The organism is Rhodococcus sp. IEGM 1381 (genome assembly GCF_030056795.1).
Classification (GTDB): domain Bacteria; phylum Actinomycetota; class Actinomycetes; order Mycobacteriales; family Mycobacteriaceae; genus Rhodococcoides.
The window spans coordinates 22,015-35,022 of the sequence record NZ_JASHKQ010000016.1 but is presented as its reverse complement, the minus strand read 5'-3'; the positions used below and the strand labels follow the sequence as shown (position 1 = coordinate 35,022).

The 13,008-nt window shown below is 64.1% G+C and carries 14 protein-coding genes; 5 read left to right on the top strand and 9 right to left on the bottom strand.

Going from position 1 to position 13,008, the window contains the following annotated elements:
* Positions 1-10 precede the first annotated feature (10 nt).
* Positions 11-535 carry a nitroreductase/quinone reductase family protein gene (locus QM797_RS22500; RefSeq protein WP_283277886.1) on the top strand — a complete coding sequence of 175 codons (525 nt, stop codon included), beginning with the start codon at positions 11-13 and terminating at the stop codon, positions 533-535.
* Here QM797_RS22500 and fgd read toward each other — a convergent pair whose 3' ends face one another.
* From fgd to QM797_RS22485, 3 genes are all read right to left on the bottom strand, one after another.
* Positions 536-1,549: a glucose-6-phosphate dehydrogenase (coenzyme-F420) gene (gene fgd, locus QM797_RS22495; protein WP_094617648.1), complete on the bottom strand. Its 1,014-nt coding sequence runs from the start codon at positions 1,547-1,549 to the stop codon at positions 536-538.
* Between the two features lie 129 nt (positions 1,550-1,678).
* On the bottom strand, positions 1,679-2,011 hold the full coding sequence (locus tag QM797_RS22490; RefSeq protein WP_283277885.1) for a YidH family protein: 333 nt from the start codon (positions 2,009-2,011) through the stop codon (positions 1,679-1,681).
* Positions 2,008-2,340, bottom strand: coding sequence for a hypothetical protein (locus QM797_RS22485; protein WP_283277884.1), 333 nt, complete (start codon positions 2,338-2,340; stop codon positions 2,008-2,010). Before QM797_RS22485 ends, QM797_RS22490 begins: the two co-directional genes overlap by 4 nt.
* A gap of 133 nt (positions 2,341-2,473) precedes the next feature.
* On the opposite strand from QM797_RS22485, the gene QM797_RS22480 reads away from it, so the two are divergent.
* Positions 2,474-4,804 carry an HNH endonuclease gene (locus QM797_RS22480; RefSeq protein WP_283277883.1) on the top strand — a complete coding sequence of 777 codons (2,331 nt, stop codon included), beginning with the start codon at positions 2,474-2,476 and terminating at the stop codon, positions 4,802-4,804.
* A gap of 11 nt (positions 4,805-4,815) precedes the next feature.
* Here the strand turns inward: QM797_RS22480 and QM797_RS22475 are convergent, their stop codons facing one another.
* Positions 4,816-5,517, bottom strand: coding sequence for a GNAT family N-acetyltransferase (locus tag QM797_RS22475; RefSeq protein WP_283277882.1), 702 nt, complete (start codon positions 5,515-5,517; stop codon positions 4,816-4,818).
* Positions 5,518-5,619: 102 nt separating this feature from the next.
* Between QM797_RS22475 and map the strand changes: the two genes are divergently transcribed.
* Entirely contained in the window at positions 5,620-6,387 is a 768-nt protein-coding gene (gene map / locus QM797_RS22470; RefSeq protein ID WP_283277881.1) for a type I methionyl aminopeptidase, read from the top strand.
* Here map and QM797_RS22465 read toward each other — a convergent pair whose 3' ends face one another.
* Entirely contained in the window at positions 6,388-6,801 is a 414-nt protein-coding gene (locus QM797_RS22465; RefSeq protein ID WP_283277930.1) for a GNAT family N-acetyltransferase, read from the bottom strand.
* A gap of 262 nt (positions 6,802-7,063) precedes the next feature.
* Here QM797_RS22465 and QM797_RS22460 point away from each other — a divergent pair, with 262 nt between their 5' ends.
* Complete coding sequence (locus tag QM797_RS22460; protein WP_283277880.1) at positions 7,064-7,543, top strand: winged helix-turn-helix domain-containing protein; 480 nt, start codon at positions 7,064-7,066, stop codon at positions 7,541-7,543.
* Positions 7,544-7,546: 3 nt separating this feature from the next.
* Here the strand turns inward: QM797_RS22460 and QM797_RS22455 are convergent, their stop codons facing one another.
* Entirely contained in the window at positions 7,547-8,071 is a 525-nt protein-coding gene (locus tag QM797_RS22455; protein ID WP_283277879.1) for a permease, read from the bottom strand.
* A 166-nt stretch (positions 8,072-8,237) separates the two neighbouring features.
* Here QM797_RS22455 and QM797_RS22450 point away from each other — a divergent pair, with 166 nt between their 5' ends.
* Positions 8,238-8,714, top strand: coding sequence for an OsmC family protein (locus tag QM797_RS22450; protein WP_283277878.1), 477 nt, complete (start codon positions 8,238-8,240; stop codon positions 8,712-8,714).
* 1,046 nt (positions 8,715-9,760) lie between these two features.
* On the opposite strand, the gene QM797_RS22445 is transcribed toward QM797_RS22450, so the two are convergent.
* The 3 genes from QM797_RS22445 to QM797_RS22435 all read right to left on the bottom strand — a co-directional run bounded on the left by QM797_RS22445 (position 9,761) and on the right by QM797_RS22435 (position 12,973).
* Positions 9,761-11,176 carry an MATE family efflux transporter gene (locus tag QM797_RS22445; RefSeq protein ID WP_283277877.1) on the bottom strand — a complete coding sequence of 472 codons (1,416 nt, stop codon included), beginning with the start codon at positions 11,174-11,176 and terminating at the stop codon, positions 9,761-9,763.
* Entirely contained in the window at positions 11,173-11,706 is a 534-nt protein-coding gene (locus QM797_RS22440; RefSeq protein ID WP_283277876.1) for a CGNR zinc finger domain-containing protein, read from the bottom strand. The genes QM797_RS22445 and QM797_RS22440 overlap by 4 nt, the downstream gene beginning before the upstream one ends.
* A 331-nt stretch (positions 11,707-12,037) precedes the next feature.
* A complete protein-coding gene (locus QM797_RS22435) occupies positions 12,038-12,973 on the bottom strand; it encodes an NADP-dependent oxidoreductase (RefSeq protein WP_283277875.1) in 936 nt (311 codons plus the stop codon).
* Positions 12,974-13,008 lie beyond the last annotated feature (35 nt).

The following is a 13,008-nucleotide window of genomic DNA, read 5'->3' as shown; positions in this document are numbered from 1 at the left end:
CCCATGAACCATGGCCGAATCACCGTTTCCGGATGTTCGCTGGGGCAGCGAGACCTCGTTCATCCGCAATCCCGCCGTCAAGTTCGCGTCGACCAAGCCCGGTTCCTGGGTGATCAGGAACCTTGCGGGCGTCGACCGCTGGTTGTTGACCAAATCCGACGGCCGGTTCACCGTCCTCGGCCCCATCGCGGCACCGGTGGTGTTGCTGACCACCACCGGCCGCAAATCCGGCAAGCCGAGGACGAGCCCGCTGCTGTACTACCGGGAGGCCGACAAGATCTATGTCGTGGGCTCCAATTTCGGTCAGCAACATCACCCGGCATGGACGTCCAACCTCCTCGCCGATCCGAAGGCCGTGGTGGCCATCGGCGGCAAGAAGATTCCGGTGACGGCCACCCGAATCACCGGCGAGGAGAAGGCCCGCATCTACCGACAGTTCGACGCGATGGTCGAGGTGTACGGCGAGTACGAGACCCGGACCGACCGCGACATGCGACTGTTCGCACTCACGGCCGATCTCGGTGGTTCCTCGTAACTAACCGAGCTTGCGCAGGCGCGGCGCGAGGTCCTTCTCGAAGAGTTCCAAGAACCGCTTCTGATCGTGACCCGGAGCGTGGAACACCAAGTGGTTCAGGCCGGCGTCGGTGTACTGCTTGACCTTCTCCACGGCCTCGTCCGGGTCCGATGCCACGATCCACCGCTTGGCAACCTGCTCGATCGGCAGTTCGTCTGCGGCCTTCTCCATCTCGATCGGGTCGTCGATCGAATGCTTCTGCTCGGGCGTCAGCGACAACGGTGCCCAGAAGCGGCAGTTCTCCAGCGCCAGTTCGGGATCGGTGTCGTAGCTGATCTTGATCTCGATCATCTTGTCGATCTCACCGGCGTCGCGCTCGGCCTTGCCCGCGCCCTCTTCCACGGCCGGAAGCAGCTTGTCGGTGTAGAGCTCCATGCCCTTGCCCGAGGTGCAGATGAAACCGTCGCCCGCGCGTCCTGCATACCGCGCGACGACGGGTCCGCCGGCCGCGATGTACACCGGGATGCCGCCCTCGGGGACGTCGTAGATCGACGCGCCCTTGGTCGTGAAGTACTCGCCCTCGAAGTCGACGCGATCGCCGAGCCACAGCTCGCGCATCAGCCGTACCGACTCACGCAGCCGAGCGAAACGCTCCTTGAACTCGGGCCATTCGCCGGTGAATCCGGTGGCGATCTCATTGAGGGCCTCACCGGTACCCACACCCAGCATGATGCGTCCGGGATACAGGCAGCCCATCGTCGCGAATGCCTGGGCGATGACCGACGGGTTGTAGCGGAACGTCGGCGTGAGCACCGAGGTACCGAGCTGAATCGTGTTCGTCCGCTCACCGACGGCAGTCATCCAGGCGAGCGAGAACGGCGCATGCCCGCCCTCGTGCCGCCACGGCTGAAAATGGTCGCTGACCGTCGCGGAGTCCATACCGTGCTGCTCGGCGAGAACACCGAGCTCGACCAACTCACGCGGCCCGAACTGCTCCGCCGATGCCTTGTATCCAAGCTTGAGACCCTGCGCCACGCCGAACTCCTGTCGTTGGTCTTCCTAGTTCTTCGATTGTGCACCCGCGGTGGTTGCGGCTTACCCCAAGGGTCGTTCCGCAGGCTCCACTCCGCCTCGCGGGTCGTTCCGCAGGCTCCACTCCTGCTGCTACTGGATCCCCAGAACGGTGACCACTGCAGCCAATACCGCGACAACTGCTATGCCGACCGCGAAGATCCACAGGTCTCGAGACTGCGGCATCGGTGCACCGTTCTCCAGGGCATCGCGAACACGCATCCACCGCCGCAGGCCGATGACCGGTGCCGCGGCGGCGAGTCCGATCAGAACCAGACCGAGTGCCGTCCGCACCCATCCGGTACTGAAATCCGGAACGAGGTGGACGATCGCGATTCCCCCTGCGAGTAGCCCGAGCGAGGTCCGCAGCCACGCGAGAAAGGTGCGTTCGCTGGCGAGCGTGAACCGCTCGTCGGGGCGCGTCACGCGCGTGCGGTCATGCGCTCGCGAATCAGATGGGCGACGAGTTCAGGATCGTCGGGGGTGAAAACCGGCGAGATGCGGCGGATAGTCAGCACCACTGCAGTGTCCTTCTTGGGGCGCATCACGTCCAGCGGAAGCCACTGATCGATCCATGGCGCTCCCCACAATCGCCACCGACCGTTCCAGTTACCGAGAACGGCGGTGTCGACGGCGCGAATCCGGTCGTACGGAACGAACTTCTTCGTGGCGACGGGAAAGTAGTAGTACCGCAGCGTGACGCCGAACTGGTCGAGAAGGATCAGTCCGTCGTCGTAGATGACGCCCACATTCATTCGCACAGGTAACGATACGTCTCGCGGGGACAGGTTCGCAACGGCAGATTTCAGAACTTGTCGGTGTCCACCGATAGAGTTCGTTTTGTTCGAACATGCGTTCTTGTTTCGGGTCACCGGGGGGTGAAAAGGGATGGCTGTACCGATCGTGTCGTTGGAGGCGTTGACTGCTGCCGCACAGGCAGAAAATCGTCAGGCGGCCCGTAAGATCAACGCCTGCTATACCGTGCACTGCGACTGGATCACACTCGATGTCAAGCACAAGCACTACAGCCGATACGGACGCACCGAAATGGCCGTCGCGTTGGGTTGTTCTGCCACCGTCGCCGAATCGTATGTGTCCGTCGGCGTTGCTTTGCATACCCGGCTTCCGTTGGTGAAGACCGCGTTCGAGGCCGGGGAGCTCGACCTCCCTCGCGTACGGACGGTGTGCCGGATCCTCGACAACCTCTCCGACGAGATCGTCACATTGGTCGAGGATGAGATCGTCGAGGCTGCCCGCCGGTCGTCACCGGGTCCGCTGGAGAAGGAGATCTGGGACATCCTGCTGCGGGTCGCCCCGGAAGAAGCAGCAGCACTACGGGAATTCGCGAAGAGATTCCGCACCGTCACCTACAGCCCCGCCGGGGAACTGGCCCGCATCCGAGCAGAGCTGACAGCACCCGAAGCCGCCGCCGCATGGCAGCTCCTCGAAGAGATGGCCGACACGCTCTGCCCGAAAGACCCCCGCGGTAAGAAAGAACGCCTGTGCGATGCATTCATGGCCCGCATGCACGGAGAACCCCGCCTGACATGCCTGTGCCAACGAGAGAACTGCCCTAAAACAGATGCAAAGCTGCCGGATCGCCGGGTGCCGTTGACGATGATCACCGTCGACATCGCCACCCTCATCGCACTAATCGCGAACCCGGCGTACCTGGCCGGGCACGGTTCCATCGACCCCGATCTCGCGCGGGAGTTGGCGCGCAACAGTCAGTGGCAGATCCTGCTCACCGACGCAGTCACCCTCGCCGAGAAACTCGGGCTGGCCGTGCAGAACCCGGCAACCGGGGAATGGGAACGACGCCTACACAGCGAGAAGGCAGGGGCAGCAACAGGACCCGAGACGGGAACAGACGCCGACGCGCGCGCAGACGTAGACGTAGACGCGGCTGCCGATGCGGACGCCGACAGAGACGCGGACTCGGCTACCGATACCGCTACGACTGCTCATGCTGATGGAGGAATGGGGTCGGCCACGGATTCAGGTAGGGAGGCTGATTCCTCGACCGAACCGACCTCGGACAATTCACCTGCACCTGCACCCGCTCCTGCGCGTGCACCGGGGAACACCTCGGCACCGGCACCCGAGGCAGGGGAGGCACCGGAGTCACCCGCAGACGAGGTCGACGAGACCGAGCAGAACGACGAGTCCACACCCGTACCTGTGACCGACCCGCCGACAACTCCGGACCCAGACGCAACCGATCCTGTCCGGAAACACGCAGCGACACCCGCTTCGGCACCGGTGACCGACCCGCGGGCGGAGGCACCGTCAGCCACCGGTGCTGATGCAGCTGCATCGCCCGAACCCGCGTCAGCTTCACGATCACCTGCGGAACAGACATCGCCGGCACCCGATATCGCACCGAACTCTTCGGAGTCACGCTCTTCCACAACACCATCCGACTCCGCCACATCCGGTTCGACGTCAGCCCAAGGCCCGGCACCAGGAACAGACGCGGCCGCCGCTGCCACCAACCGACACCAGTGTCGCCTGGGATCACTGACCTCAGCTGCAGCCCTGTTCTGCACCCACACACCCGTCGGCAAGGGCACACGGCACAGCTCTGCCCTCGACCTGCCCTCCGCGATTCACCGCAACAACCGGACGATCCACACAGCACACCGCACACCCACAAACCACACTCTGGCAGGCATCTACCTCAGCAACGCATCCCTCGCCGCGGCACTCGAAGCCGCCATCGCCGCCGACCCCACCCTCGGAAAATCCGTCGCACGCGACCCACTGACCGACCGCGCCCTGATCTACCGACCCGACGCCCTCACCACCGCCGCAGTCCGACTCCGCGACCGACACTGCCGCTTCCCCGGCTGCCACCGCCCCGCCGACCGCTGCCAACTCGACCACGTGATCCCCTTCGACCACACCAACCCCCTCGGCGGCGGCTGGACCACCGTCAACAACCTCCAATGCCTCTGCGAATACCACCACACCGTCAAAACCGCCGGCTACTGGAAAGCCGTCATGCTCCCCGGCGGCGCCATCCTATGGACCTCCACCTCGAAGACCACCCGAATCACCCTGCCCGCCAACGGCACAGCCGTACCCATCCTCGGCAACGACCTGAGGCCACACATCCCTACCAAACCCAAACGATCCGGCATCATCGCCTACCCCGACCCACCCGAAACCGACGAACCAGAAGCAGCTGCCGACGACACAGACGAACCGCCCTTCTAGGTGTGCGCTCCTCAGTCGGCATGCCCCGTGTTCGGTGCGGGTGTTCGGACCAACGTGAGGTGCGATGTCCGCCGTAGCTCGAATCCGATGGACAGGTAGAGGTCGATGGCGCGCACGTTCGCAGCCGATACGTGCAGGAACGGCTCCTCGCCACGGGCGCGGATACCGTGACCGACCGCGCGCACCAGGTCCGTGGCCAAACCCTGCCCTCGGAATGCCGGGTCGGTGCACACCGCGCTGATTTCCGTCCACCCCGGCGGGTGCATGCGCTCACCGGCCATCGCGATCAGCGCACCGTCGCGTCGAACTCCGAGGTACGTGCCGAGCTCGATGGTCCGGGGCAGGAACGGCCCGGGCTCGGTACGGCGGACCAGATCGAGCATCTCGGGGACGTCTGCTGCCGTGAGCTCCACGGCCTCAGCGAAAGGCTGCGTCTCGAGGTGCGTGCCGATCAGCTGCACCAAACCGAAGGTCTCAACGTGCGACCACCCCTCGGGCAGTGCGCGTTCCGGCCCGTTCAGCGCCACCACGGTTCGCGGACCGAACAGGGCCTCGATGTCGTCCCAGTCCTGCGGATCGAGAACGTCAGGGTGCACGAGGAACGGCGACACGTCGGGATCCGCCCGCATGACCCGTCCGCGACTGACAGCAAAGCGCGAGAGCGCGCCGTCGAGGGAATTGCGGACGGGGTCGTCGAGGGGATGAGCGGACACAGCAAATAGAGTCGCACGAACGGTCGACGGGCAACGCACCGATAGTTCTGACACCAATACTTATACCGGTATAGTTATTCGTCACACGACGAAAGGCATCACATGATCGAGATTCTCCCACCCAGCAAGATCCCCCTCGCACGCAAATCCGGCGCTCTGGTCGCCGAGATTCTCGGGACCGTCCGCCAGCGTGCCACCGTCGGCACCAACCTGCTCGAGATCGACGAGTGGACCAAAGACATCATCCTCGGGGCCGGGGCAACGTCCTGCTATGTCGACTATGCGCCGTCCTTCGGCCGCGGTCCGTTCGGCCACTACATCTGCACCTCCGTCAACGATGCTGTGCTGCATGGCCTTCCGCATGACTACGCGTTGGTCGACGGCGATCTGCTGACTCTCGATCTCGCCGTGGTCCTCGGCGGCGTGGCCGCGGACTCTGCCATCAGCTTCGTAGTCGGCGAGCCGCGAAAAGAAGACACCGCCATGATCGACGCCACCGAGCGGGCTCTGGCCGCAGGAATTGCTGCGGCTCGGCCGGGAAACAAGATAGGCGACATCTCGCATGCCATCGGCGCGGTCCTCGGCGCGGCGGGCTACCCGATCAACATGCAATTCGGCGGCCACGGCATCGGGTCCACGATGCATCAGGACCCACATGTGTCCAACAACGGGCGGCCGGGCCGCGGCTACGGCCTTCGCCCCGGCCTGATGCTGGCACTGGAGCCCTGGATCATGGAAGACACCGATGAACTCGTCACCGATGACGACGGCTGGACTCTGCGCAGTACGACGGGATGCCGCACTGCGCACAGCGAGCACACGGTGGTCATCACCGACGACGGTGCCGAGATCATGACCATGCGGGCCTGACTACAGGCGCTTCTCGAAGGTGTTCGAGAACGGCAGGACCTCGTAGGGAGGAAACACCGGGATTCGGGTGTAACCGCTCTTCTCGTACAGCCGAACTGCGTCGGGCTGCCTGTCCCCGGTCTGCAGTATCAATCGCGACAGGCCCTGTTCACGGGCGGCACTCTCCGACGCCTGCAGCAGGGCAGCCGACACTCCCGTGCCGCGATGGTCGGGATGAACGAACATCCGCTTGAGCTCGAGGTCGGAGCCGTTCCAGCGCAGCGCTGCGTGTCCGACGGGATACTCCACACCTTCCGAGTCACGGAGATACACGACGAACGTCCGGTGCACAGTGCTCTCGTCGACGGCGTTGGCCTGGGTCTTCGACATCAGAGCGAGGCGGTCTGCGTAACGGGGACCCACCTCGGCGGCCATCGCTGCGCGAAGGGTTTCGGCGTCGGGATGATCCCAGTCGACGGCACGGGTGAACAGAACGGCGCGGGGTCGGCATACATCGGTCACAACCGATCGCAACACGTCGACGATCACCGGTCAACTGTTCCGATCACGGTGAGCAGATCCCTGGTGCCCGAGCCCGCCGTCGATCACCCTGTGACGGTGAACAAGAACTGTTGCTGCCCACGCTGACCAACCGCCCGGTATCCGCAGCACACCCTTGTCTCAGGAGCCTCCCGCCATGACCACCGAAGCCACCGTCGTTGTCCACATCTCCGATTCCGGCACATCATCCCTGCAAGGATTGACCCGACCGCAGTTGCACGCGCTCGCCGACGCTCTCCGCATCGCCGCCAAAAGCTATGCGCCGCATGCGAAGATCCTCACGCGATTCGATGTGCGGGTCAACGATCTGAACGCTCCCCTGGTCATCGACATCCCCGCCCGCGACGTGATCCTCGGCGGCAAGAGCGTTCGACTCAGTCATACCGAGTTCGAGATTTTCGCGTATTTGGCGCGGCATCCACGCGTCGTCGTTGCGAGATCCGAACTCAACACATCCGACGGCGGACGCAGCGTCGACGTCCACCTGTCGCGGGTTCGAACCAAACTCGGCCAGTTCGGTCGACTGATCACCACAGTCAGAGGAACCGGATACCGCTTCGATCCGGAACCGGGAATACGCGTCATCACCGAGCCGACGGTATTGCGTAGCGCCTGACCGTTACTGCGGCAGAGCAGCAGTTCTGCGCCGACGGTTTCGCCGAACCACCACGAACACGAGCAGAGCAACCAGAACCACGGCGATCACTGCACCGAGTGCTGTCGCGCCGCGGAAGCCCGGCGCGCTGGTGTCGAGGGTGCGTTCACCAGCATGGGCCGCGTTGCTGGTGCCGAGGACGATCGTGAGCGTCAACAGGTTCGGGATGGCGGTAACGACAGCCAGGATCACAGATACGACGGCCAATGGCTTGCCCGCCCTACCCTTGCGGACCGACCAGGCGCTCCAGAAAAACACCAGCGGCGCGAACGTGCAGACGATGCCGAACAACAGACCCCACAGAATGCCCTTGGTGAACGTACGGTCGGCCAGTTCTTCGACCCGAAGACTCCACCAGCGCGGAAGAAACGCCGCCAGGACGAAGTAGGCGATCAACAACACAACGATGCCGCCTCCGACGAGGATGCCCCGCCTCTTCCAGTTCGCCGAGCTGGTCGACGGTGCGGGCGTAGTCGGATCGGCAGTCATGAGGACATCGTAGATCGTGCAGAGCTGTACCTCACTCGAGTCGAGACCCGATCGTTAGCTTCCATCGTCGACGCGCGTCCCGGACAGCTCCGTGCTCGTGCCGAGTTCGAATCACGATGAGCCGAACCATTCCGTTTCGTTCGACAGGGGGCCATCGTCAGACTTCATGACAACTAGCTCTATCCGAACGTCCGTCGTTCCCTTCGTGATCAATGCCAGTGGTACCGGGGTCGCCCAGCACCTCGTCGCCGAGGGCGATGCAGGCCACCAGTTCGACACCGATGCCTATCCCGCATTCGGCGGCAAGGACGAGGCACCCAGCCCGTTGTTCTACGCGCTCGGCGCGCTGACCTCGTGCAACCAGGTGACAGCGGCCCTCGTCGCCAAGGATCTGGGAATCACCCTCGGCGAGTTCACGTTTCGCATCCAGGGCGATCTCGACACTGCGGTACTGGTCAACGGTGACGAAGGAAATGCGAACTTCGACGCCGTGAAGGTCGAGGCCACGGTTCAGACCGACGCCGACGAGGAGACCTTCGACAAGTTCGTCTCCGAGGTCGCGCGCCGTTGCCCGGTGACCCAGCTCTTCGTGCGCAGTGGCCTGGAGTTCGTGAACGAATGGTCGCGCGCAGAGTTGAGCTGACCGAGCTCGTCCCTCGACCCGACTCGATGGCATCACCCAAGTGATAGGGGTTGACGTCGAATCCGTCGACCACCCGGTGCCGCACCAGTTCGGCCCATCGATCGGCCAGTGCCCCAGGCGTTCCGGAATGGAATCGGGACTCAGGCGAGATTCCGAGTGCCAGTTCGCGGTAGCGAGGTCGTCGTACGCAGGTAAACACCGTGACGAATGGCCGAACGACGATAGGCTGCCTCGTCATGGTGGCCGTTTCCCTGCGCGATTGGCTAGTCGACTCGGATCCAGCGCTGCGTTGGCAGGTGGAGCGCGATCTCTTGGACGAACCGTCCGGAGTTTGGGAAGCAACTCGCGCCCGAGTTGCCACCGAAGGTTTCGGTGCAAGGCTTCTTGCGCTGCAGGATCCGGACGGGCAATGGGCCGGCGGCGCATTCTTCCCTGCGGATTTCGATAGTTCTGCGGCTCCGGGGCAACCCTGGACTGCGACCACTTGGTCGCTGAATTCGCTGCGCGAGTGGGGTCTCGACCCCGCTGTCCTGCGAGCGCGCGCCGCACGGTCGAGTTGCTCGACGAGAACAGTCGCTGGGAGTACGACAACCTTCCTTACTGGGGCGGAGAGGTGGACTGCTGCATCAATGCGTGGACGGTCGCCAACGGGGCGTGGCTGGGTGCAGACGTCGAGGGCATCGTTCAATGGTTTCTCGAACACCAGCTACCGGACGGTGGATGGAACTGTGAGTGGGTCGAGGGATCCACCCGCTCCTCGTTTCACTCGACACTGAACTCGTTGAAAGGATTGCTGCAGTACGACATAGCCTTCGGCGGCACCGACGAGACTCGAGCTGCCCGGCAAACCGGTGAAGAATACTTGCTGAGGCGAAAACTTCTGTACACCCTGTCCACGGGCAAGCACGTCGGGCCATGGGTGGATCAATTCTTCCACCCATCCCGTTGGACCTACAGCGCCCTCGATGCCGCCGACTACTTTCGGCAGGCCTCCCTGCTCGATGGGACGGCGCCGGATCCCCGCATGGAGGAGGCAATAGGAGTCGTCAGGGCCGCCCGCCAGAGCGATGGAACGTGGTTGCAGGGTCGTCCACATCCAGGTCAGGTGTGGTTCGATATCGACGCACCAGAGGGCGAACGCTCGAAGTGGCTGACATTGATCGCAGCCCGAGTGCTGACGTGGTGGGATTTCTACTACCGCTGATCGTGCTTGCGTGCCCCGGCCCGCGGCGTGAGCGATAGGGCCACAACGCTCGCACCAGCAGACCCACTGGCAACCCGATCCACATCCACCTCAGATCGCCCGTCGACCACGATGCACCAGCACCGACCACGGTGATGCAAGTGCCGAGCCCGATACGAATCAGATTCACCCCGAACGTACCTCGACCGAATTCGACTCCGTCACGGGTGAACGCAACCGCACCGACGATGAAGCTCAGAGCCGACAGCCACCAGATCGTTCGTGCCGCGGACTCGACCTCCCCCGATGCCGCGAGCATCTGCATCGTCAGTGGACCGATTGCGAAAACAACTGCTGCCGAGCCACTTCCGAGCCCGATAGATCCGATCAGCACGGTCCTCTCCACCGCCGCCCGCTCCGCGTCCGATCGAGACGACGACACCAGAATCTGAGCCGCAGACTTCCACCCTTCGACGGCCAGCACCACCAGCAACCACACCTGATACACCACCAGATGCGCGGCCGCGTCCACCGCCGAGGATCGCACTGCGGCTGCAGTCATCGCCAGCGTCGCGGCGCCGAGAAGCCCCGAACGTACCGCGAGCAAACCCGCTGCGGCAACAGAAGATTGCCATCGATCCCGTCCGCTGCCGGATGACGCCGTTCGCAACCACAATCCGCGGCGTGCCAACATCCGCCATCCGACCGCAGCAACGGCCAACTGCGCCAGACCCGATGCGGCACCGACGCCCGGGATCCCGAGATCCATCGAGACAGAGACAACGACGATTCCCACGTGTATCACCGCCCCGCCCAACGCAAGTGCGGTGACGTCGGAGACGTGCCCGGCCCCGCGAAGCGCGCCGTAGCCGGCGAGTACCACTGCCGACACCGGCAACCCTGCGGCCCGCACCAGCAGGTAGGCGCGGGCATCACCCTCGGCGACGGTCGACAACGCGAACAGCGTGACGCCGCAGGCGAGCACGAGGCCCCACACCGCCGCGAGAGCGGCCGATCTTCGTACAGCCGCCTGTAGCCCCGCTCGGTCTCCTGCTACCCGGAACCGCGCAATCTGGGTCGTCTGCGCAAACATCAACGGAGTGAGCAGCCACGTCGTCGTGGTCACCACACCGGCCCCGAGGGCAAGCGCACTCTGCTCGGACACTCCTAGGTACCCGGCCGCTGCAGTGTCGGCGAGACCGCTCAGCGGCTCCGCGAGCAGGGCCAAGCCGGCCAGTCCTGCCAGTCGCAATGCCGAGCGGAGGATTGCCGTGTTCACGACACCTTTCGTCGATGCTGACGCACATGAGTACGAGTAGCGCACCGGCGAGTGCAGAAGCGTTGGCGCGCAGAGCGACTGAAGTCCACGAATGCACGTTCGCACGAGTCGCACACTCCCAACCGCAGTGCACCGGACGGGTCGGCCAACACGGTCGCGAGCGCGACCAGACAGTTGGTCCGCAATCGTTCGGCGATTCCCGTCGTCGCATCGTCGTAGTGCAGGTGCGGAGCGAAGTCGTGCGAAATCGATACGGTGACACGAACATCGACCGATGCCAACACGTCGTTGAGCCGCTCGGCGGCTGACGTCGGAGTCTCGGCCTCGAACACCGGCGAGATTTCGCGGGCACACCGTTCGAGGACCGCGTGGGCATGCGCGATTGCAGCAGCTCCGGCGACCCCACGATGTCTTATGGGCAGCGATTCCCGCACCAGCAACGCAGCGACCCAATCATGGTCCAGAGTGTGAGACTTCCAGGCGTTGACAATCTCGGCCGCCAACTCGGCGGCAGGTCTGTGAACGGTCATGACGCCAGTCTGCAGTAAGCGTCTACTTCAATTCAACGCTTACCTTACGCGGGTAGTCAGCCGCGGATGCCGAAGTCGACGGCAGCGTGGGTGCACGCAGGCTGCGACCCGAGGTGATCGATGATCGCCGCCAGTCGCTCTTTCAGCCAGTTCATGCACGTGACGCTAGGCACCACGACATGATTGTGCACCCCTTGCGATCACGCTGATTCGAAAGCCAGGTGCCGGCCTGCCGAGACCTCACACCCCTGGTACCGACCGATCACCCCCACTCAGACCTGAGTCGGGGTGATCGGTCGGGAAAACAGGTGTGAAGTTGCGCCCGGACACGTCAGGGAATCAGAACGAACTTTCCGCGTGGGTGCGTCGACTGCAATTCAGCATGCGCCTTCGCCGCGTCGGCGAGCGGGAACGTCTTGGCAACCGTCACCTCGAACACGCCTGCCCCTGCCTGCTCCAGCAGCACCGGTGATGCGAGGCGTCGACGCTCCATGCTCGCCGGCCCACCAACGGTGAGAAACCCGTCCGCCGAGGCCCGCCCGAAGGCTGCAGTGCTCACCAATCTCGATCTGTCCGTGAGTAATTCGAGAGACACGTCGACGGCCTCGTCGGTACCCACCGTGTCGATTGCCGCATCGACCCCATTGGGTGCGGCTGCTCGTACACGGTCGATCAGTCCGTCGCCGTATTCGACGGGCTCGGCACCGTAGGCCCGGAGTGCATCGTGGTTCTGTCGGCGCGCAGTCCCGATGACGGTGGCGCCGCGCTCCAGAGCGAGCTGAGCCACCACGGACCCGACGCCGCCTGCCGCGCCGTGCACGAGAACAGTGTCTCCGCTCTTGATACCGACGGATTCCAGTGCGTCGTAAGCAGTTCCAGCCACGGCCAGTACACCCGCGGCAATTTTCCAGTCCAAGGCTTCCGGCTTCGAAAGCACGAACCGCGCGGGAACCAGAATCCGCTCGGCGTACGTACCGTTCTGGCCGGACACGACCACCGCGTCGCCGACGGCGATAGTCCCGCCCGGGCCCTCGACGGCTCCGCCGACAGCAACCACGATGCCCGACGCCTCACTGCCCAACGCTATCGGAAGCTTCGACGCGTCGGTGCCGAATGCACCGCTGTAGCTCTTGTAATCGAAGGGGTTGACGCCGATTGCCTTGACCTCGACCAGAACTTCGCCTTCGGATGGTTCGGGCAGCTCACGTTCGACGATCTCGATGGCGTCCGGTCCGCCGTAGGACGCTGCAACTGCAACTTGTGTCATGCGCGGTACAACGGTCACCACGACGCAAATGTTCC